Here is a 22,685-nt window from a genome sequence, read left to right as displayed (position 1 = left end):
TATTAAATAGCAATTGTTTTTTCAGTTTTTATTTTAGTGTTTAATACACAATACATTACGATAAAAAAGGTTACTCCTCTTTGCCTCCAGAGGAACGATTCGGTAATAAATAGGAATATCATTAATACTGAAAAGGCGATGTGAAAATAGTTTTTCAAGGCGATTCCGTTTCTAATTGTTTGGACTAACATTATTACCAATAACAAGAATCCAAAAATCCCTAGTTCTGCAAAAACTTGTATGTATTGATTGTGAAAATTCATTTTTTGGTATCCTTCTTGATTTTCGTTCCCTAAAAACAAATTGTGTTGAACTCCTTTTTCTTCAATTTTAGTATAGGATGCGTCCAATCCAAACCCTTTCCAAAAAATAGCTTCTTCTTGAAGAAATTCAGTGAAAATTCTGAACTGATAAACCCTAAAAGCGGTTCCCGGGAAAAAATCATTTGGCTTAAAAGTATCGTTATTCCAAGCTTGTTTTATACTTACGTTATATACCGTTTCGGAGCCTTTATTGATAACGTCATTTACACTACTGTCGGTCATTATGGTTTCGTATTCTTGCTTGAAACGCTCTTTTACTTTGCCAATAAAAGGGAGAGACAATAAAATTACGATAGCTAAAATTAAGTTTCTAAGGCGTAATTTTTTTGCTGTTTTGGAAAAAAACAAATAGTAATACCCTAAAAGTCCTATAAATACAACTACAATGTTTTTAGAAGACAATAGAAAAACCATTAAAAATAATACAGCTAAAGCCAATTTATCCCAATTTGTTTTTATTGGTTTAACCAAAAAGTAAAAAAAGGAAACGGACATATAAACTGAAACGTGAATGGCGTTTACATCTTTTGTAACCAATTCATGGTAAAAGAAAACGGAGGTTTCATGAGTTTCAAGGTATTTAAATATTGCTTTAATCAGATAAAAAACAGCAAATGCTACCATTCCGTAACTAAATCCTTTTATGATTTTTTGTTTTTCATCACCTGAAAAAGTACGAAAAAATAGAAAACAAATTGGAAATAATAGTAGTGGTAATTCTTTTGAAATTGCAGCTATCGTTCTATCGGTATCAATTGACCAAGTTAAAGACAATAGCATTAAAAGATATAAAACTATTGGAAAAATTAAATAATTATTGAAGCTAAAGTCTGCTTTTTTAAAATTAATTAGCGTAATTAAAATTAATAACGCAAGTGAAAGACTATTAAATGCATATCCTAAGGGAATACACAATAGTGCCAGTAAAACAAATAATAACGAAGGGTGGTTGTTATATTCCTGCTTTAGATTTTGAAATACATTCTTCGAAAAGTTGAAGATATTCTCCATTTATTTTATCCCAATTAAATTCATTTTCAATCGCGTCAAAGTTGTTTTGAACTAATTGCAAGTTATCATTTTTTTTGATTGTATCTAAAATATTTTTTACATCGGCGGGATTTGAAAAATAATAACCATTCTCTTTTAGAATTGCTTTGTTAAAATGGTTGTCATGTGCAATAATAAATGCGTTAGACGCCATGGCTTCGAGCAAAGAAGGATTGGTGCCTCCAACAGAATGCCCGTGGAAGTAAAAATTAGAGAAATATCTTAAATTATTTAGTTTGTTGATGTCAAATTCAGCACCTATAAATCGGATTGGACTGAACGATTTAAATTTATTTTTTAAGTATTCGCCATACTTTGTTTTGTGATTACCAAGAACTATAACGGTGGTTTCATATCCCGCCAACACAATTCCGTCAAGGATGGTTTCAATATTATTTTCTGGTTCAAAACGAGCCATTATCATATTGTAATTGTGCTTTTCAACTTTATATTCTTTCAATATTTCTTCGTTTGGATTTTTAAATGCCTTGGCTCCGTAGGCAATATAAGTTGAAGAAACATTGTATTTGCTATCAATATATTTTTGAATTCCTAAAGAATCTGAGATTAAAAAATCGCTGCTTTTTACTGCTAATCTTTCGGCGAATCTCAAGAATTGTTGAACGGGTTTAGAATATTTTGAACGTTTCCACTCCAAGCCATCCATATTGGTAATGATAATTGGTTTTTTTGGAAGTAAGAAATACCAAATTGAATTGCTAGTGTAGCCTAATTGCAAGATAATATCAAAATCTCGTTTTCGAGAATCCATTATACAGTTATAATCATAAATAAACTGACCAAAAGTGCCTAATTTATATTCTGGGTCGTATTGATGAATTATATTAACTCCATGAAATATTTTTTCCTGAAACAAATGGTTGTGGGAATTATAAACATAAACTTCGTGTCCTTTTTCAACAAGAAATACTGAGAAAAATTCAGCAAATTGCTCAAATCCCGAGTAATGGTTTGGGATTCCACGCGTTCCTAAAATGGCTATTTTCATTATATAATTACAATCAGTTGGCTAAAATAAGAAATTTAAGGAAGTAAGACGCTTTTCGAAAGATTAATTAATCGTTATGTTTAGTATTTTTTGATAGGCTTTGTAGGTTTCTTCAGCCGTTTTTTCCCAAGTATAGTTGTCTAAAATCTTTTGTTTTAGTTTTGGATTTACTGAAGATGTAAATGCTTCGTCTATTGCTTGCTTTATTGAGTTAACGTTGTCGGGCTCACAATAAAAGGCGTAATTTTCGAAATAATCGTAGGTATCACCTTTTCTGGTAACTACAATATTACAACCCATTGCGGCGGCTTCAAGTGAGGAAAGACCAGGCGTTTCCATCCAGCTAACCAAAGCGTGGACTTTTGCAACCTTGTATAATTCTTTCAATTCGTCGTGAGGGATTGCGCCTAAAAAAATCACATTCTCGCCCGCTTCTTGATGCACTTTCTCAACATATTTTTTCTGGTTTTTAGACTCTTTTCCAACTAATACCAACTTGTAATTTGTGTTTTTTACGGCTCGAACTAAGTTTAAAGTTTCTTTTCTTCCTTCGATTCTTGCGGCGCAAAGGATGCAATCTTGATATTGAGAAAATTGGTTGGTTTTGTTGTTTTCATTATCTGAAAAAACAGTTTTGTCTATTGCATTAGGAATATCTGCAAAAGTGTAGTTTTTTAGTTTGAATTCTGATGCAACTCGATTCATTTCAGAAACAGAATTCGGTAAAAAAATAGCGGTGTTATCTACTATTTCTTTCATTAAACCATAATAACCTTTGTACAACATTTTGAAAACTCCTTTGTGAAAACGATTTTCATAATATTGTTTAATCACTGTTTTTATATAGGCAATTTGGTATGACGAAAGTACATTAGCAAGTTTTTGAAACAATCCGCCACGCGCCTTTCTTTCGAATTCGGTATAAAGCCCATAAATGGTTGATAAAGCGATTTTCTTGTTTTGTTTTTTGGCATTTAACATTTGTAAATAAATGTCTTGAGGTTCCATTAAATTAAACAAATGAACTAAATCGTATTTCGATAAATCGGGTTCAAATTCTAAAGATACATCAACCTCAACTCCAAGTTTTTCAAGGTGTTCTTTGGTTTTTAGCAATTGTATCATGTCTCCACCGGGAGCATCAAATAAATTGGTTCTTGTTTGAAAAAGCACTTTCATATTTACCCGAAAATTAATTGGTTGCGGTTTTAGACTTTTTTTCGAAAAATAACAAGGCGCCAAGTAGGAAAACAATTACATCCCTTGAGTTATACATTCCTGTAATTGTTAATGTTGTGAATAGAAAAGCTACTCCAATTGCGGAAATAAAGTAGGTTTCAAAATTTTTATTATAATAAATTTTAATATAGAGATTAATTAAAAAAAACAAGTACAAAAAGAGGCTGAAAATGCCCGTTTTATAGTAAATATAAACATAGCCATTGTGAAGTTCGGATATGTATTTAATTCCTTTGTCTTTATAATTCTCTGTTAATGGCGCAAAAAACTTTAGGTTAACCAATGACCCGTAGCCTGTTCCAATTACATAACTTTTTGGATCTTTTTCCATTAATGAAAAAGCTCTTTTGGCTTCGTAACCGCGCCAGTGATCCCAAAGGTCTTTGTGGTTTTCTCTGTCGATTTTTGTCTTGAAAATCTCAGATGGAGCATTTTTTACTTTATATAAAAACGATTCTATTCCCGTTTGGTTTCTTGATATTTTTATAGAAAATAAATAACCATAAAACAATAAAATGGACACGAATACCACTCCAATTATTCTAAGGCCTCTTTTAGTAATTATGGTATATCCATAAATTGTAATTAATAAAATTATTGCTACGACAATCATGGTTCTAGAAAAGTAAAGAACATTTGATGTAAATAATAATACAACAAAAAAGAAGTGTTGAATTTGGCTCTTAAAGAGGGAGTCGTTTTGAAATTTCTTGTAAAATAGTAAGAAAAACAATGAAAAGAGTTCTAAGAAATTATCCCTTCCGAATTCTCGTATTTCATTCACCGAAGAAAAGCCACTTATAAAAAATAAGATTCCAAAATGAATTACTGCCGATAACAATCCAACGATGACAATTGTTTTTACAAACATTTTAAAATCATCAATTTTTCTATAGAAGAAATACCCAATTAATAATCCGGTGATGGGTTTTAGAAAATGAAAAATGTCTTTGAAAACATCAAAAAAGGTAACTTTATTAAATAAAAACCCAACAAAACCTAAAAGGAATAGTATTAAAATTGGTAAGATTGTTTTGAAAAATAATTTATTGATTTGTACTTTTTCAAACAGGAAAAACAACCCTAAAATAAAAACTTGAAAAAGCACATTTGCTTTAAATGAAGGCAAGTATAATTGTAAAAGAATTATAATTATAAAAAGTGCCGAATAAAATTCTTTAGATTTGACCTTCATTTTACATTTTAAGTGTATTCAAAAATAAGAGATTTAATCTATTTTGAAAGCTTTTTTTATAGTTTTCACTAATTTATTTATTTTGAGCGCAACCATAACTGCTAATTTGTCAAATCCTTTAAAATGTTTTGAAATATATATTTCATACCCTTTAATTAGCATCGGGTTTTTAGCTTTGGTAAACCCTACAAAGTGGATATAACTGTAGTTTGGTAAGAAAATTCTCTTTAGACCTAAATTTGCTATTTTTTTGGAAAAATCTACATCTTCAACATATAAGAAATAATCTTCGTCGAAACCTTTAATTTGGTCATAAGTTTCCTTCCTAAGTAATAAAAAAGAGCCTCCAAGCCAATCAACTTCGTATTGTTCACTGGCAAATTTACCTGAGTTGAATTCAGTTCCTATTTGAAGTAATTTCTTCATTTGAAACATATTTTTAAAATTAGGGAAATTACCAGCAGCAGGAATATATTCCTTTTTCCCGTTTAGCATATTTATTCCAATTACTCCAATTGAAGTGTCGGATTTTAATATTTCTAAAACGGGTGAAATAGGGTCCAATACAATTGTATCGTTATTAATTAATAGTAAAAAACTCCCTAGCGCGGCTTTAACAGCTTCGTTGTTTCCTTTTCCAAAACCAAGATTGATTTTAGATTCAATTAGTTTAACATCTGGAAAATTATTTTGAAGAAAATTGCAGCTATCGTCAATAGAATTATTATCCAATACAATGATCTCAAAAGCAATGTCGTTTAACTTTTGATACAATGAATCCAAGCATCCTTTAAGGTATTGAACGCCATTGTAATTGACAATTATTACTGATAATTCTATTTTCATTTTAAAATAACGTGTAAAACCCTAATTTCTTTTTAATAAAATACAAACACAATACATTAATTAAAATATTGGTAATCAAACTTGCAATTGCTGCTCCTTCAATGTTGTATTTTGGAATTAGCAGATAACTCAAAATTAGGTTTACGAAGAAGCTAAAAATGGTAATGTTTCTAAAAATATTTTGATTTTCAGTCATGTTCAAAATTTGATCTACATTACCAGCTATAGCGCTAAAAAGCACGCCAATTGACACTATGATTAATGTAGTTCCTCCGGAAATAGCTTCTGTTCCCCAAAAAGACAAAATAAAATCACTGAAAAAAATCAAACAAAGGACTATTGGCAATGAAAAAAGGGCAATTAATCGAGTTGAATTGTGTGTCAACTTTTTTAATTGATCAAAATCTCCTTTGCCATAAAGTTCGGCAATTTTAGGCGTCATTATTGTGCTTACAGAAACTATCGCCAAAAAACCAACACTCCCTATTTTGTATGCGATATTGTAAATACCAACTTGCGTGTTATTAGACATTATCCCTAACAAAATTACATTGGTGTAGTTTAATAAATACATGAACAAACTGCTAAATAGAAGTGGCGAAGCCGTTTTTAGGAGCGATAACGTAGAAATTGAAATGGATTCTTTTTTGGGATTTAGTTCAAAAATCGCAAACGCTTCTAACAAAACTGTTATTAAAATTGATAGGGAAAAAGCAATAAATGTGAAGTAATTATCTTTATCCAATGTGTAAAAAAGAAACAAGAAAAGTAATAATAATAGGTTCGGAATTACAAACATGAATAAGTTGTACTTATTGAAATTTTTGGTTGCAATTAAAAAATAAAGGAAAATTTCGTGAACTATAAATAGCGGAATTGAAATGGATACAATTAAAAAATGATTAACTAATTGAGGGTTGTGAAAAACAGTTTCTGATAAAAATTCCGAACCAAAATAGAAAAATAAAATTGGAATTATAGAGAAAACTAAAGATCCTTTTAACCCTTTTATCAATAGCTTTTTAGCTTGTGAAAAAGTGAAATCGTTATTTCCTATAATTTTGATTAAGGTATTTGGGATTCCTAAAGTGAATAATAACGCAATTATTTGCGACAGCGCAAAGACTAAAGAATAATCGCCAAAAGTTCCAACTCCAAAAAAACGAGTAATTAAAACCGTGGTTAGAAATGAAGTCCCTAGCCCAAAAATTCTAAAAATAAAATTTAGCCCCGATGATGAAATTAACTTTTTTAAACTACTGTTTAGTTGAATCATTTTATAGTATTTACTTAAATAATTCTTTTATTTTTTAACTACAAAAAAATATTGGGTGCTAAAAAATTCTTCAAATATTCCAAAAGTAATTAAATTTATAAGCTTGGATATTGATTTCCCTTGATAGTTTTTTATAGAACTTTCTTGTTTTAAAACCTTATAGCCTGCTGTTTCAAGTAACTCCTGAATATTTTTTCGGCAATAAAAACGAACATGAGTATAATCAAAAATTCCGCTTTCTTCGTATCTAAAATCGCCTTTAAAAACTATTTTATATAGTGCAGAATAATATCGAATATTTGGCATGCTAATTATTATTTTTCCGTCTTCTTTTAAGTATTTTTTCAAAGTTTCTAAAACGCTTTTAGGCTCAAAAAGGTGCTCTAAAACGTCTGGAAGCAATATTAAATCGAAGTGTTGAAGGTATTCTGGCAGTTCAATTTTCTCAATGTCCCCAAAAATAAATCGGTCCAATGGTTTGTAATTTTGTTTGTTTTTTTTGTCTTCAAAAATATCAACTCCAACAACCTCAGCAGCAATTCCGTTTTGTTTTAAATAATATAAAGTTTCCCCATAAGCAGCGCCAACTTCTAGGATTTTTAAATCTTTTGCATTAGCGTCGATTAAATTTATAAGATCTTTTCGAATATTAGAAAAATAATCTGGGGCTTTTTCGTTGTAGTTCATATTTTAGAATCTAAATAAAAAAAGTTACCTTATTTTGAGATAACTTTTCTTTATTTTTACTTACTTGATTAACTTGTTCAATTCAACTCCTAAAGGCTCTAAAGGATAAAAAACTGGATCGTGTGTTTCTTTTTCATCTACAACAAAAGTCGATTTTTGAAGATCCACTTTAAGTTGGTTATTAGGTGAAAAATATTGGAAAAACAAATTCCCTTTTGCTTCAAATTTTCTGTCGTAATATTTAATCACGAAATTCTCGATTTTCATTTCCTTTTGTTGTTTATTTTCTCCAACATCAAAACGCATGAAGGTGAAAGCAACGTCATCTGGTAATTCAAAAACAATTTTTTGACTTTTTTCTTTCCCTTGAACATTCACTCTAACACATTTTTCTTCACTAAAATTAAGTGTGTTGTCTTCTGTATAAAATAATTGAAATGAATCATCAACAGGCACAACCATGTCAACAGTTACATTGACTTTGCTTTCAGCAACTTTTTCTTCAACTACTGGAAGTTGGTCAACTGATTTTTCATTTTTGCAACTAATTGATAGGATGCTTAATAATACTACAGCTATTATAACTTTTGTTCTCATTTTCTTCGTTTTTTTTACAAAAATAATTATTATTTTTAGTTAAGTGTTAATTTATTATTATTTTATTTTTTGGTAAAATCACCCCTTGAAAAATACTTTTCTACAAAGCAATAAACCAAAATAAAGAAATAACGGCTCCCCATTTCTTTGATTTTTAATTTGGAAACACCATACTTTCTATTGGTCCAGGAATTAGGAACTACAGCATAAGAATAGCCTCTAATTATTGCTTTTAGCGGCAATTCGATAGTTAAATTAAAGTGTGGAGACAAAATCGGTTTTATCCCTTCAATCACTTCTCTTTTATATAATTTAAAGGCATTAGTGGTGTCGTTATATTTAATTCTCATCACCACTCTAATGATTAAATTGGCTATTCTATTAATCACTTTTTTTACAAATGGATAATCTACTACTTTTCCGCCTTTCATAAATCGGCTGCCAAAAACACAATCGTAATTTCCTTCTAACATCGTGGTATAATAACGAATCAAATCGTATGGAGAATCTGATAAATCCGCCATCATAACCGCCACACAATCGCCAGAATATCTTTCTAATCCGTATCGAACTGCGTATCCAAAACCATTTGGACCTAAATTGGTTACATATTTTACAGCTGGATATTTTTTCGATAATTCCTCCAAAACTTGCGCGGTATTGTCTTTCGAATTGTCATTTACCACAAGTATTTCATGATCGATTGAAACCTGTGAAAAAGCTTCTTCAATTTGATCTATTGTTTCAGTAATAGACTCTTCTTCGTTATAAGCCGGAATTACAATACTTAGTTTCATCTGTCTTTATTCTCGTATATTATTTCTGCAAAATCCCCAAATCCATGTTTGATTTTGGCAATTTCAAAAAACCCGTTTTTATTCAATAATTGATCAATGTCTTCGTGTTTACTATTACTTAAATACATGTCGTCGTTGTGACTTTCCAATTGAATTAGTCGGATTTTAAATTGATTTCCATCAGAAAATAAACCTTCTAAAACTTGTAATTCATGTCCTTCAACATCAATTTTCAACACATCGAAAGAACTGCTTTCATTAGATTTTAAAAATTCTGATAATGAAATTACGGCTACTTTATATTTATCTACAATTATAGATTCTTTAGTAACGCCAAGTACTTTTGCCTTTTTTTCAAGATACTTCGAATCTAAATTTAAAGATTCAAAAGTAGACGTTTCGTCTAAAATATTTTCGTTGAACTCCAATTCTCCATTGGTGTTGCTAACGCCCAAATTATTCAAAATGATATTGCCGTTGTTCTTGTATTTTTCTTGTAATAATTGAAACAATTTTTTGTTTGGTTCAAATGCCGTAATCTTAGCATTTGGATTTATTCCAAGAAAAAAATCTATCGATTGCCCTTTGTTGGCTCCCACATCAAGAATTGAAACGGAAGCATTTTTCAAATTATCTTTGTAAAACTTTTTTAGTTTCGGATAAAAGAAAATTGCTTCGTTTATATGAATCAGACTTTGAATTATTTTAGTTCTTAACTTCATTTATTCTTGTCTTTTTATGGTATTCTCATAGATCTGAGTCAAAATATCATTGATATTGTATTTCCAATTCCACTCTGGGTAATGGGCTTTAAACTTAGACACATCGCTAATCCACCAAATGTGATCGCCAATTCGGTTGGCTTCAGAATATTCGTAATTCATCGGTTTTCCGGTAATGGCCTCACACATTTCGATAGCTTCCGCCATTGAACAATTGGAATGTCTTCCTCCGCCGGCATTGTAAACTTCTCCTTGTCGTGGATTTTGATAGAAATGCCAAAACATATTAACCAAATCCCAACTGTGAATATTGTCGCGAACTTGTTTTCCTTGGTAACCAAAAACGGTATATTTATCACCTGTAATGGAGCATTTCATTAAATAAGACAAAAACCCGTGAAGCTTAGTTCCTGAATGATTTGGGCCTGTTAAACAGCCTCCTCGGAAAATTCCTGTATTCATCCCAAAGTACTTTCCATATTCTTGAACCAAAACATCGGCGGCCACTTTTGAAGCTCCAAATAAAGAATGTTTCGTTTGATCGATACTCATTTTTTCATCGATTCCATTTTCGAAATAAGGATGGCTTTCGTCTATTTCCCATCTTTTTCCCATTTCTACTAAAGGTAAATAATTAGGCGTATCGCCATAAACTTTATTGGTTGACGTAAAAATAAAGGTTGCTTTTGGACAATGTAATCTTGTTGCTTCAAGCAAATTTAATGTCCCGTTTGCATTGACGGTAAAATCTGTAATTGGTTCGTTTGCTGCCCAATCATGACTTGGCTGAGCTGCGGTGTGAATCACTAATTTGATATCGGAACCGTATTTTGAGAATATTTTTTCTAATTCTTCGATGTTTCGAATATCAGCGTGGTGGTGTTCAAAATTTGGGATAGTTTCGGTTAGTTTTTTAGTATTCCATTCCGTCGATGCGTCTGATCCAAAAAAGACTTGGCGCATGTTATTATCGATTCCAATGATTTTATCAAATTTTGGCGCGAAAAAAGAAACCGACTCGCTTCCTATTAATCCCGATGAACCTGTGATGATACAAATATTCATTTTATTGTGTTATTTTATATTCTGTTATTTTTACTTTCTCGTTATAATATCCTTCATGCAAAGGGAAAAAAGAATAACATTTTATTTTATTTCCTTCATTAAATACGTTGTCGTAATAATTTAAAAAATCCTCGGTGGAATTGAATTGATAATCCGAAAAAATGCCCGATTTTAATAGAGAATTTGAAGTTCTGTATTCACTTGAACCATTGTTATTTTTCTTAATACTAACTTTAATTTCAGGTGCATGATTTATAATAGAAACCGCTTTTCCTTTCAATGTTGAGAAAAATTCAACTTCATAGAAAATGTCTTTTTTAGGAATCAATGGCGCTCCTGAAATAATAGCATATTCTTTATTAAATATAAGTTTTACCGGCTTTGCATTCTCTTTTCTTTCCAATAAAATGATCTGTCTTTCGTTAAAAGTAAATGTCTCTGCGACGCTATAATTTTTAAATAAAACCAAATTTACCTTGGCTTCATCAAACAATGGATATCTGTAATCTAATGAAACATAATCATACAATACAAATTTGGGTGCTTTTTCGCTATTATAAAAGTTAAAATTTTGTTCTTCAAGGTATTTCGTGTAAACACAATAAGACTGGATAATTGGCCTTGGCAAATAATTTAATTTGTTTTCAAGCAACATGTAAATATCCCAAGGAAAAACGTCTACCGTGTTATTTCCTATTTTTTGTTTTATAGTTTCAGGTAATTGATTGTTATTAGGATGCAACTGAAATCCTGAGGTTTCAGAAAATGAAGAAAACTGATTAAAATAAACTGTTTTATTGGTTTTCTCTTTGTAATTAAATAAAGTTGATCCATAATTTTTAAAACAAATGGAAAAGGGAATCAATACCGCTATTGTAATAATAATCGATTTTGGATTAAACCATTTGTAATCAAAAAATATTTTTGTACATAAAATTAACAAAACAACATATTTAAAAAACTCCATAATATGTCCGTTGTCTGCTCTTACAAAAGCTTGTTTATACAAGATAAAAACAGATATAGAGAAAATACCGAAGTAAGCAATGTTCTTTAAAAATTGCTCTTTATTTATTTGAGTAAATAAATTTATAACTAAAATTAAAGAAGATAATAACAGGATTAATTGCGAAGATAAATCGAAAATAAAAGTGGAATCGTTATTAAACATTATCTCGTTATAACCCGAAACAACTTCAATTCCTGAAATTACATAACCTATTATTTCTAAATTTAAAACATAAGAAAGTAAAATAATTAATACAAATGGAATTAAATAAATTAGGGCTGTTTTTACCCTGTTTTCAGTTCTTTTAATCATAATATACGCAAAAACTATTGTGTATAATATAATCGAAATTAGTCCTGTATTAAATTTAATGAAGAAAAGTAAACACAATAGAATTATCTGAAAAACATAATTGATTCGCTTGACTTCTTCTATATTTCGAACCAACCAAAATACTAAAAACATAAAAAGAACTAAGGCATTTGCGCCTCCCAAATAGGTTGGAACTACAGTTGCTATTATGAAAATACTTAGGAGTGTTAAAACTTTGTTTTTGTTATTACAAAGGCTATAATAAAAAAGTAAAAAGAAGTTTAAATAGCAAAATAGGTCGTATAAAAAGAAAATATATTTGTTGCAACCCCATGCTATTCTGGTTGATAAATAAGAAAGCGGACCGTAGGTAAATACAAATTCTTTTCCCCAAATAAAGTGATGGTTATTTATGTAATTTAAAGTGAGGGCCCATGAAGGATCTAAAGAATTCCAGAGGTGCTTGTCTGAGGCCAATGGCGTAACATTATATTCAAAAAAGGAAGGGAAAACTAAAAAAGCGGCTAAAAGTGAAAACACTACATAAGCTGATTTCGCATTCCAAAATTTTAATAGCGTTTCTTTCATCTTACTTCAAAATGGGTTCCAAATGATTTTCATTTTCTTTTATCCAATGGAAAATATCGGTGAAAATTTGCTCTACGTTTTTCGTTGGTTTCCAGCCAATTTCTTTTTCAATAAGGCTATTATCGGTGATGTAAATTCTTAAATCGGCAGTTCTAGTTTCCACTTCTGAAGCGATTTGGATTTTATTTCCTGTTATTTTTTCACAAATTGAAGTCATTTCTAATAAGGACGCACTATTTTCAATCCCGCCTCCTACATTGTAAATTTTACCTTCAAATTTTTCTATTTGGTGAATTTGTAAATCTATTAAATTTACCACATCGTCAACGTGAAGAAGGTCACGAACTTGCTTTCCTTCGCCTCCATACCCAATATATTTCAACGATTGATTCCAATAATGTTTTGCCATCCAAAGCGTAACCACACCTTGATCTGTTTTTCCCATTTGGCGAGGTCCTGCAATAACCCCAAACCTTGTAATTGCAGCTTTCAAACCATAAAAAGCAGCATATTCTTGGATAAACATTTCTGAAGAAAGTTTGGTTGTTCCGTAAAAAGATCTGGCTCCTTCAAGACTTAATTTTTCTGAAATTCCTTTATTAGAAATCCCTTCATGGGTTTGATTTACATCAAATGAAAATCGAGTGGATTCTTCGATATAATTTGCTTTTTCTATAGTTTCAATTGGATAAACTCGGCTAGTAGAAAGAAAAATTAGTTTTGCATTGTTCTTTAAACAAGCATTAAAGCAGTTTATTGAACCGTAAAGATTGTTGTTTATCACATATGTTGGATCAGAATCAATTCCCGCAGTTACCGATGGTTCTGCAGAAGCTTCAATTAAAACATCAAAATTTCCAAGCGCTGAAAGATCTTCATTGTTTCGAATATCACCATGAAAAAATGGAATTCCCTTTTTTTGAAAATCAGCTAAGTTTAATTCCGATCCTCTTCTTTTAAGATTGTCAAAAGCTACAATATCGTATGACGGATAGTTGCCTTTTAGTTGCAAACAAAGTGTTGAACCAACAAAACCTGCTCCTCCGGTTACTACTATTTTCATATTTTAATCGATTTTAAACTCTCTTCCCAAGTTTTTATTGTAATTCCAAAAGTAGCTTTTATCTTGCTTTTATCCAAAACACTGTATTTTGGTCGTTCAGCTGGAGTGGGAAATTGTTCCGTTGTAATGGCTGATAAATCAATGCTCACATTGTTGATTTCGAATATTTTTTTTGCAAAATCATACCACGAACATTCGCCTTCATTGCTGAAATTGTAGATTCCAAAGTTGTTGGTTGTTGGTTGTTGGTTGTTGAACAAAATAATTTGAACTAGCGCTTCCGCTAAATCAACTGCGTTGGTTGGGGTTCCTATTTGATCATTTACAACACTTAACGACGTTCTTTCTGATGCCAATCGGAGCATGGTTTTCATGAAATTATTACCAAATTGAGAATAAACCCAAGACGTTCTAATGATAAAATATTCTGAAAACACTTGTTGAATTGCTTTTTCTCCGTCTAATTTTGTTTGGCCGTAAACTCCTTTTGGATTTGTAATTTTGGTTTCGGTGTAAGGTTTGACATTTGATCCGTCAAAAACAAAATCGGTTGAAATATGAATTAATTTAACATCAAATTGGTTACACGCTTCGGCGATGTTTTTTGATCCTATTACATTAATTAATTCGGCTTTATCCCGTTCCGATTCCGCTTTATCTACTGCAGTATAAGCGGCGGCATTAATGCAAAAATCGGGTTTTGTTTTTTGAAAAACTATATGACAATTTTCCTTATTTGAAATGTCTAAATCTGATGAACTACAAAAAACAAATTTAATTTCGGTATGGTTTTTTGCAATAAATTGTATTGCCTGACCTAATTGGCCGCTGGCTCCTGTAACTAAAACTACCATACTTTTTTGGCGTTTTCAATTGTGGGTAATGTTGCGTCTTTTTCTGAAATAATCAGTTTTTCAGTTGGAAATTGCCAATCAATGTTTAAAGAACCATCGTTATAAATTATTCCTCCTTCACTTTCTTTATTGTAAAAATTATCACATTTGTAGAAGAAAGTCGCCGTTTCGCTTAACACTAAAAATCCGTGTGCAAAACCTCTAGGAATAAAAAATTGATTTTGTTTTTCTGCTGAAAGCAATACTGAAAAGTGTTCGCCATAGGTTTTTGAATTGGGTCTGATATCAACCGCAACGTCCAGAACTTCTCCATGCAAAACACGAACCAACTTGGCCTGCGAATGGTCTCCGGTTTGATAATGTAATCCGCGCAATACTCCTTTTGTAGAAAACGATTGATTGTCCTGAACAAAATGAACTTGCTGTCCAATTCCGTTTTGAAAGGTGTTTTCGTTATAACTTTCTAGGAAATATCCTCTTTCGTCATTGAATATTTTAGGTTCAATAACAAAACATCCGTCTAATTTTGTAGGTATAAAATTCATTTATATAATTTCTAATAAATGTTTTCCGTAACCACTTTTCAGTAATGGCTGAGCCAATTCTTTTAATTTTTCCGCATTGATAAATCCCATTTTGTAGGCCGCTTCTTCAATTGAACCGATTTTTAATCCTTGTCTTTCTTCAATTACTTGAACAAATTGTGAGGCTTGCATTAAAGAATTAAAAGTTCCCGTGTCAAACCAAGCGGTTCCTCTGTCTAAAATACTAACCTTTAATTTTCCTCTTCGAAGGTATTCTTTATTAACGTCGGTAATTTCAATTTCTCCACGGTGACTCGGTTTAATGTTTGCGGCGATTTCAACCACATCGTTATCATAAAAATAAATCCCAGGAACAGCAAAATTAGACTTTGGATTTAAAGGTTTTTCTTCAATTGAAAGCACATTCCCATCGGCATCAAAATCTACCACTCCATATCTTTCAGGGTCGTTTACATGATAGGCGTAAATTATTCCGCCTTCCGGATTATTATTCGATTGTAATAAATCTGATAATCCTGTTCCGTAAAAAATATTGTCTCCTAAAACTAATGCAACTTTATCTTTTCCTATAAATTCTTTTCCTATAATAAACGCTTCTGCTAATCCGTTTGGGTGTTCTTGGACAGCGTATTCAAAACGACATCCTAATCGGGATCCGTCGCCTAATAATTGTCTGAATAATGGCAAGTCATGGGGTGTAGAAATAATTAATATTTCTCTTATTCCAGACCAGAGTAACGATGACAGTGGGTAATAAATCATCGGTTTATCATATATTGGCATCAATTGTTTGCTAACAGCAAGTGTAAGGGGGTGTAATCTAGTTCCTGATCCTCCGGCTAAAATAATTCCTTTCATAATAATTGGTTTTGTTGGGCTTTTAATGTTTGATTTTTATAGAAATTTAAGAATAAACGAATGCATACAAATCCAAAAATAAATAATAATGGAAAAACTAATTTTAATTTACCGTTAATACTTTTGGTGTTTTTAATATTAAGTATACTGCTATTTTTTTTAATAGTATTTTCATAATTTACCAATTGCTCTCTTTTGGTTCCAATTTCATATACCAATGCTTGCTTGGTTTTAAGCACTTCGTTTAACTCTGTGTTTTCATTATAGAAAACTAATTTGTCTGATTTTTGAACAGAAGCGGTAGAGAATTTTTCTAATAAAGTATTTATCTGAACGATCATTTCTTCATTCTTTTTAATATTTAAATTAACATTCTCAACATAGATTTTCTTTAAATTATTAAAATAAGAATTGTTATTAAGATAATTTAATATTGGATCAATTGTTTTATCATCTGTCACAAATCCTTTAGTTGCGATGTGAATCGTGTGTGTGTAATAGTTTTTACTGGTGGCTTTATCTTTTATTACCTTATTAATATCACCATCTTCGGCTAATAATTTTAGCAATTCGAAATTTTGAGTATTTGGTGTAACCGCAGCATTTTTTTCATTATAATTGACCAAACTATAAATATCCACAACGGGTTCAATTTCAATTTTTGTTAAATCTGTTGGGTTTTCAACCCCTATCGATTTTAAGAAAACAGTATCTCTATTTTTAATTTTTGAATCCAATAAATCTATTTTTGAATACAGATAATCGGTACTTCCAAAATTGGGTCTTACAATAATTTTAGAATCAAAGGTTTCACTGTTCGCATCAAGATAAGTTCCTAATGCGGCTCCTGTAATAAACAAAATTCCTACTATCAATAAATTTCTTTTGAAGAATAATATCCCTCTAAAAATTGAAGTCCCTATTCCATCATAAAAACCTTTAATTTTATTTGAAATCAATGTTAAATCAATTTCTTGATTGTCTGAATTGGTAGAGTTTTGACTCATGATAAAAACTATTTTACGTTAAAAATTTGTTCTAATATTTTAATTGTAATTAAATATGTTGGCTTTACTCCTGATGTTCCTAATCCACCCGAAGCCAGTGTACTTCCAGTTTCCAGCGGGTTGTCTGATGCATAATAAGCATATCTAACTTTTACATCAGGGTTGATACTCTTTCTAATTTTTGATGCCGATTGAATTGCTTTTTGATAATAAGCCCCTTCCATTTCTAGTCCAATTGCGCCCCACGTTGACTCGTGGAAAAACTTTAATAAGTCTTTATTTTGTAATGACGTTCCTAAAACTGTAATCATTGGGCCTTCAAAAACAGCAATGTCATTTCCTTTCAACATCTCGGCGGTTAATTCATTATGGAAGAAATAATTGTCTCCCGTTCCTTCGTTTATATGCGCCGTCGGAATCATAATATCTCCTTTTCCGCCTTGAAGAATCCCTGCTTTTCCCATTATTGAAACCGATTCTACATTCAAAAATATGTCTTTTTTGAATGGTTTTAATAATTCGTCAATTGTTTCGTAGGCTTGCTCTCCAAAAGCGTAGTCCATAACGATAATTACTGGGTTTTTATTGTGCATTTTCGCATTTGGAAACGCCGATTTCTTCCAGTCTATTTTCGCGGTATCAAAAATCTGAACATCGATGTTGGTTCCCGAAGTATCTGGCAACGAAATCATCCCGTTCAATTTAGCAAATTCTTCCACTTTATTTCTAACTTCATCTGCACCCGATTTACTCAATTCTTCAAAAATAAAGAAATCTGATTTGTCTTTGAATTTAGTTTTTAATACGGTCGTTGCAAATATAGAATTCATCACCGAGTGCATGTTGGCGCTGATAATGTGTATTGGTCGATCCAATAAATCATTTGCTTTAAGCACCTCTTTTATATTGGTTGCCCAAATTTCACCGTGAATATGGTGTCCCAATCTTTCTCTTAAAATCGGACTAAAAGTGATGGTTCTTTTGTTGTTCTCAACCACTTCTTCAATCGCTAGTTTTCCTAACCAATAAATTACATGTAAAAAACGATCTGGTTTTTCAATTGTACCAAAAGCATCATAAATATCTAAAATCTCAACAAATGTTCTGCCTAAGATATTTGCGGTATGCGAAATTGTTTTCTCTTTATCAGCTAATGTTAGTTTTTTATTGGATAAAACCGCTTGTTCTAGTTTTTTCCAATCACGTGAAACCTCAGCATTTTCATCAAATAATACTCTGTTTTTTATTTTATGCGATTCTATGAAAATAAAGGTTAAATGCGTTAAAATATCATAAATGTCGGATCTTCCGCGGGTGATTTCCACATTCATTTGTTCATCATCAATTCGATAACAATTTCTTCTTCTTTTTGGTGGAATTATCGCTTGAAAATGGGATTTTGAGTAGCCCTCGTCCGAAGTTAAATTGATAAAACGGCATTCTTCAATCCCAATTGGAAGTCTTTCAATTACATATAAAAGTCCGCTTAATTCTACTTTATCTTCGGCAATTGTGCCATATATTTCAGGGCGTAACGACAATAATGCTTCGCGCAATGTTTCGCCAGAAACTCCCATTGGTTTATAGAATCCTCTATTGAATAAATGGCGCATTGTAATGTATAATTTCTCAACCGCACTAGATGATTCTTGCGCTCTTGATCGGACAATATTCTTGATTTCTTTCATTTGGATTTTATTTACTAACCAACAAATGTAAGGTTTTTATGTTTTAGTTGGTTAAAACCAAATTTATGGCGGGCTCATAAACCTTAATTTTAACTGATTCAGATTGGTTTTTATCGTGCGTTTGTCGACTCCATTTGCCTCCCGAAAAAGTAAATAAATAGTCCCTTTCGACATAATTATACAACACCAACGGATAATAAATAACTTGGATAGTTGTTTTTTGGGTATTGGAATTGACAATCGTTTTTTCCAATTTGTTTTTTGAAATCAACAGCTTTTCAAAACCAATAAAAAGTCCCGATTTTGGCATTTTCAAATTCAATTCCGTCAAGTCAAAACTGTTTCGAACTACTCCATTTTGGATGTTTACAATATAATCTCTGGTGAGTAATTCCTCGCCCGGAAAACCATTGACAGCGGCCTTATAAAAATGAATTTTAACGGTGGCATTGTCAATTCTGCTATCGGTTAAAATGGTAACTTTCTTAATGAATTTGGTCTTTTTATAAGCGGCTTCGTAAGGGAAAAACTTCACGTCAATTCGCGGTCCGTTGTCGAAGGCCTCTAAAACAGAATTGTTAATTTGCCCAATTTCTATTTTTTTAGTTTCAAAATGTTTGGCAATTACCACTTCGTCCAATTGAAATGAAACCGCTTTCATAATTACATTAGAAACATCAGACGCTTTTAAAATTCTTTTTTCAAATCCTAAAATAGAAAATATCAGGTTCTTATTTGCGGAAGCGGCAATCGAAAATGCTCCATTTTCCTCTGAAGTCGTTCCGATATTTTCGTTTTCAACCCAAATATTCACATACGGAATGGGCTTCCCCGATTCATCAACCACAACGCCTTTGGTTTGAGCGGAAACATAAAAATTTATTAAAAGCAATAACAACCAGAGCCTTTTTTTTTGCATCTTTTCTCTATTTTGTTTTTAATAAATCGGCAATCGTTCTGTCGTTACTCAATCTTGGAATTTTGTTTTGTCCGCCTAATTTTCCAATCGATTTCATATAGTCTTGGAAGCCATTTTTAGGGACTTTGGTAACCACCAGTTTTCGCAAAACTTTCCCCACAATCAAGTCGTCATAATAGGTGTTTTGACTTCGCATGGCGTTGTCTATCGCTTCCGCAAATACGACTAAGTTTTCAGGTTCGTTTTCAAATTCTATAAACCATTCATGGTAAGGCAAACCGTCCGATGGTGTAATTTGTGGCGCAACGGTAAATTCGTTAATTTGAATTGAGGTGTTTTCCATAGCTTGTTTCAATGCGTGTTCCACTTCTTTTCCGATAACGTGTTCTCCAAAAGCAGAAATGAAATGTTTAATTCGGCCTGAAACGATAACTCGATATGGTTTTAATGAAGTAAATTGAACGGTATCGCCAATATTATAACTCCAAAGTCCTGCGTTTGTTGAAATTATCAAAACATAATTGACGTTTAATTCGACCTCGCCAATAGTATATCGCCTTGGGCTTTCATTAAAAAACTCCTCCGATTTTATAAATTCGTAGAAAATTCCGGAGTTTAAAAGCAATAGCATTCCCTTTTCATTTTGCGAATCTTGGTAAGCAAAAAAACCTTCCGAAGCGGGAAACAATTCTATAGAATCGACTTTTCGACCAATTAAATTCTCGAATTTTGCACGATAGGGCTCGAAATTTACTCCTCCGTAAATGAATAAATTGAAGTTTTTGAATAACTCACCAACAGGCTTTTTAGCTTTTTGCTGTAATTTTTCAAAATACATTTGCACCCAAGATGGAATGCCTGAAATCACCGTCATGTCTTCGTGGAATGTTTCATCAACAATAGCCTCCACTTTGGTTTCCCAGTCTTCAATACAATTGGTTTCAAAAGTGGGCATTCTATTTTTTTGCAAATATTTAGGAACAAAATGGGCTACAATTCCGGATAATCTTCCCAATTGAATTCCGTTTTTTTCTTCTAAAATAGGACTTCCTTGTAGAAAAATCATTTTTCCGTTTACAAAATCAGCTTTACCGGTTTCGTGAACATAATGTAGAATGGCGTTTCGAGCGGCTTCAACATGAAACGGCATCGATTCCTTGGTTAGTGGAATGTATTTTGCGCCTGAAGTGGTTCCTGAAGTTTTGGCAAAATACAACGGTTTGCCTTTCCAAAGAATGTTTTCTTCACCTTGAACCACTCGATCAACATAAGTTTTAAGCGCTTCGTAATCTCGAACGGGAACATTATTAGAAAAATCTTTAAAAGTATTTATAGAATCAAAATGATGATCAATACCGAATTGCGTGTTTTTCGCTTGACGGATAATGTCTTTAAAAACCTTTCGCTGCGTTTCAATAGGATTATCGGCCCAAGATTTGGTTTTTTTATAAATTGATTTGGCAAATTGTTTGGCCAAGAACGATTTTAAAGACATTTAGATGCTGTTTTTATTGCTAATTTCAATCCTTTTTTTTCTTTTCTTTCGAAAGTAGTTTTTCTTCTTGCAAAATTTGTTCTCTCAATTGCAATTCCGCTTTTGAAGGGGCGTCATTTTCAATTGTATTGCTAATGTTGTCCGAAGACATAATGGAATCTTTGTTAATTTGCTCGTATTCTAAATCGCCATTCAGCACCTTAACCACCGATTTTAAATAGGCATCGTTTTTCTTCAAAGCCAATGCCAATGAGTCGGATTTTAAAGCTAATTCGGTAGCTTCTTTTCTTAATTTTGTGGAAGCATATCCCGGAATATACTCGCGTAAAGGCGTAAATGCAATAATATAAGTGGTAAACGTAATAATTAATATCGCGGCGACAGTGGCCACAACAAAAACGTTCATTAAGGTTAATCTTAAGGAAAAAATTTCTTCAAAAGTATCCTCATTTAAAATAACCAAACGGTTTTTAGTAAATAATTTCCTTTTTAATATTTTTCTTTTCTCTGACATGGTTCTTTATATTATTATTACAAATATAATGATAAAACAATCATAACTAAATTAAGATTTTCAAGGGTTATTTTTATTAAAAAAATTGACAATCATAAATATTTATTAATGAGAGAAATGAAATACCAATATTTCTATTTATCTTTGTTGAAGAATTTAATATAAATTTGCGAAAGCATAAAAATATAGTGTTATGGGAAGATTCGGACCAACTGAAATAATTTTAATCCTTGCTGTAATTTTGTTAATGTTTGGAGGTAAAAAAATTCCAGAATTAATGAAAGGTTTAGGAACTGGAATTAAAGAATTCAAAAATGCAGCAAAAGATAATTCAACTGCTGAAAAAAAGGAAGAAGAAAAAAAATAAAAGAAAGGCTTTTCATTTGAAAAGCCTTTTTTAATTTATAGTATTAACAGCTAATTTTATTTACCCTATTCTGGTGTCTTCCTCCTTCAAAATCAGTGTTTAAAAAAGTTTGAACCATTTCTAAAGCTTGAGGAACTGAAGTAAATCTAGCGGGAATACTTATAATATTAGCATCATTATGTTGACGCGCAAGTACCGCAATTTCTTTAGTCCAACACAAAGCAGCACGAATTCCTTGATGTTTATTTGCAGACATTGCTATTCCATTTCCGCTTCCGCAAATGATAATTCCAAAATCAGAAACTTTGTTTTCAACATCTAAGGCAACTGGGTGTGCAAAATCTGGATAATCTACACTATCAGCCGAATCGGTTCCGTAATTGGTAACTTCGTATCCATTTGCTTTAAGCATTTCAACAATTGCTTTTTTATATTCTGGTCCAGCGTGGTCGTTTCCAATAGAAATTTTCATAAGTATAATTTGTTGTGTTTAGTTTTTACAAATTTACCAAAACTTAACTGGGATTTTATTTAGAAATTAATTTTTAATTAAATAAATTATAAACACTTAAAAATCAATAGTATTTCTATTTTATCACTTCATTTTATTTAATAAATATGTTAAAATTTTAGAATGTTAATATCAGTTCGTAACTAATT

At 31.4% G+C, this 22,685-nt stretch carries 23 protein-coding genes; 1 reads left to right on the top strand and 22 read right to left on the bottom strand.

The window, feature by feature from the left end; all coding sequences use genetic code 11:
- Positions 1-2: 2 nt before the first annotated feature.
- From AC9UFV_RS02615 to AC9UFV_RS02515, 21 genes are all read right to left on the bottom strand, one after another.
- Positions 3-1,103 (bottom strand): O-antigen ligase family protein, encoded by a 1,101-nt coding sequence (locus AC9UFV_RS02615; protein WP_509572477.1) that lies wholly within the window; start codon positions 1,101-1,103, stop codon positions 3-5.
- A 172-nt stretch (positions 1,104-1,275) separates the two neighbouring features.
- The gene (locus tag AC9UFV_RS02610) at positions 1,276-2,382 is read right to left on the bottom strand and encodes a DUF1972 domain-containing protein (protein ID WP_509572475.1); all 1,107 of its coding nucleotides are present in this window, start codon (positions 2,380-2,382) and stop codon (positions 1,276-1,278) included.
- Positions 2,383-2,445: 63 nt separating this feature from the next.
- Positions 2,446-3,561: a glycosyltransferase family 4 protein gene (locus AC9UFV_RS02605; protein ID WP_509572473.1), complete on the bottom strand. Its 1,116-nt coding sequence runs from the start codon at positions 3,559-3,561 to the stop codon at positions 2,446-2,448.
- A 13-nt stretch (positions 3,562-3,574) separates the two neighbouring features.
- On the bottom strand, positions 3,575-4,816 hold the full coding sequence (locus AC9UFV_RS02600) for an O-antigen ligase family protein (RefSeq protein ID WP_509572471.1): 1,242 nt from the start codon (positions 4,814-4,816) through the stop codon (positions 3,575-3,577).
- 33 nt (positions 4,817-4,849) lie between these two features.
- The gene (locus AC9UFV_RS02595) at positions 4,850-5,662 is read right to left on the bottom strand and encodes a glycosyltransferase family 2 protein (protein ID WP_509572469.1); all 813 of its coding nucleotides are present in this window, start codon (positions 5,660-5,662) and stop codon (positions 4,850-4,852) included.
- A gap of 1 nt (position 5,663) precedes the next feature.
- Positions 5,664-6,938, bottom strand: coding sequence for a flippase (locus AC9UFV_RS02590; protein WP_509572467.1), 1,275 nt, complete (start codon positions 6,936-6,938; stop codon positions 5,664-5,666).
- A 27-nt stretch (positions 6,939-6,965) separates the two neighbouring features.
- Positions 6,966-7,625: a class I SAM-dependent methyltransferase gene (locus AC9UFV_RS02585; RefSeq protein ID WP_509572465.1), complete on the bottom strand. Its 660-nt coding sequence runs from the start codon at positions 7,623-7,625 to the stop codon at positions 6,966-6,968.
- Between the two features lie 60 nt (positions 7,626-7,685).
- Positions 7,686-8,222, bottom strand: a complete 537-nt coding sequence (locus tag AC9UFV_RS02580) for a hypothetical protein (RefSeq protein ID WP_509572463.1) — start codon at positions 8,220-8,222, stop codon at positions 7,686-7,688.
- Between the two features lie 62 nt (positions 8,223-8,284).
- Entirely contained in the window at positions 8,285-9,019 is a 735-nt protein-coding gene (locus tag AC9UFV_RS02575; protein ID WP_509572461.1) for a glycosyltransferase family 2 protein, read from the bottom strand.
- On the bottom strand, positions 9,016-9,741 hold the full coding sequence (locus AC9UFV_RS02570; protein WP_509572460.1) for an FkbM family methyltransferase: 726 nt from the start codon (positions 9,739-9,741) through the stop codon (positions 9,016-9,018). Before AC9UFV_RS02570 ends, AC9UFV_RS02575 begins: the two co-directional genes overlap by 4 nt.
- A complete protein-coding gene (locus AC9UFV_RS02565) occupies positions 9,742-10,806 on the bottom strand; it encodes an NAD-dependent epimerase/dehydratase family protein (protein ID WP_509572458.1) in 1,065 nt (354 codons plus the stop codon).
- Position 10,807: 1 nt separating this feature from the next.
- Positions 10,808-12,715, bottom strand: coding sequence for a hypothetical protein (locus AC9UFV_RS02560; RefSeq protein WP_509572456.1), 1,908 nt, complete (start codon positions 12,713-12,715; stop codon positions 10,808-10,810).
- A 1-nt stretch (position 12,716) separates the two neighbouring features.
- Positions 12,717-13,778, bottom strand: coding sequence for an NAD-dependent epimerase/dehydratase family protein (locus tag AC9UFV_RS02555; RefSeq protein WP_509572454.1), 1,062 nt, complete (start codon positions 13,776-13,778; stop codon positions 12,717-12,719).
- Positions 13,775-14,632, bottom strand: coding sequence for a dTDP-4-dehydrorhamnose reductase (gene rfbD, locus AC9UFV_RS02550; protein WP_509572452.1), 858 nt, complete (start codon positions 14,630-14,632; stop codon positions 13,775-13,777). Before rfbD ends, AC9UFV_RS02555 begins: the two co-directional genes overlap by 4 nt.
- Positions 14,626-15,177, bottom strand: a complete 552-nt coding sequence (rfbC, locus tag AC9UFV_RS02545) for a dTDP-4-dehydrorhamnose 3,5-epimerase (RefSeq protein WP_509572450.1) — start codon at positions 15,175-15,177, stop codon at positions 14,626-14,628. Before rfbC ends, rfbD begins: the two co-directional genes overlap by 7 nt.
- On the bottom strand, positions 15,178-16,035 hold the full coding sequence (rfbA, locus tag AC9UFV_RS02540) for a glucose-1-phosphate thymidylyltransferase RfbA (RefSeq protein ID WP_509572448.1): 858 nt from the start codon (positions 16,033-16,035) through the stop codon (positions 15,178-15,180).
- Positions 16,032-17,042: a hypothetical protein gene (locus AC9UFV_RS02535; RefSeq protein WP_509572446.1), complete on the bottom strand. Its 1,011-nt coding sequence runs from the start codon at positions 17,040-17,042 to the stop codon at positions 16,032-16,034. The genes rfbA and AC9UFV_RS02535 overlap by 4 nt, the downstream gene beginning before the upstream one ends.
- Before the next feature lie 8 nt (positions 17,043-17,050).
- Complete coding sequence (locus AC9UFV_RS02530) at positions 17,051-18,730, bottom strand: DUF6909 family protein (protein WP_509572444.1); 1,680 nt, start codon at positions 18,728-18,730, stop codon at positions 17,051-17,053.
- A gap of 43 nt (positions 18,731-18,773) precedes the next feature.
- A complete protein-coding gene (locus tag AC9UFV_RS02525; protein WP_509572442.1) occupies positions 18,774-19,649 on the bottom strand; it encodes a carboxypeptidase-like regulatory domain-containing protein in 876 nt (291 codons plus the stop codon).
- A gap of 7 nt (positions 19,650-19,656) precedes the next feature.
- Entirely contained in the window at positions 19,657-21,144 is a 1,488-nt protein-coding gene (locus tag AC9UFV_RS02520) for a GH3 auxin-responsive promoter family protein (protein WP_509572440.1), read from the bottom strand.
- A 25-nt stretch (positions 21,145-21,169) separates the two neighbouring features.
- Positions 21,170-21,658 (bottom strand): peptidase, encoded by a 489-nt coding sequence (locus AC9UFV_RS02515; protein ID WP_509572438.1) that lies wholly within the window; start codon positions 21,656-21,658, stop codon positions 21,170-21,172.
- Between the two features lie 193 nt (positions 21,659-21,851).
- On the opposite strand from AC9UFV_RS02515, the gene tatA reads away from it, so the two are divergent.
- Entirely contained in the window at positions 21,852-22,025 is a 174-nt protein-coding gene (tatA, locus tag AC9UFV_RS02510) for a twin-arginine translocase TatA/TatE family subunit (RefSeq protein ID WP_509520070.1), read from the top strand.
- A gap of 43 nt (positions 22,026-22,068) precedes the next feature.
- Here tatA and rpiB read toward each other — a convergent pair whose 3' ends face one another.
- Positions 22,069-22,497 carry a ribose 5-phosphate isomerase B gene (gene rpiB / locus AC9UFV_RS02505; protein WP_509572436.1) on the bottom strand — a complete coding sequence of 143 codons (429 nt, stop codon included), beginning with the start codon at positions 22,495-22,497 and terminating at the stop codon, positions 22,069-22,071.
- Positions 22,498-22,685: the final 188 nt, after the last annotated feature.

The sequence above is a fragment of the Flavobacterium sp. genome (assembly GCF_044349645.1).
GTDB lineage: Bacteria > Bacteroidota > Bacteroidia > Flavobacteriales > Flavobacteriaceae > Flavobacterium.
The sequence above is the reverse complement of the archived record's forward strand: the minus strand, read 5'-3'. Positions and strand labels throughout refer to the sequence as shown.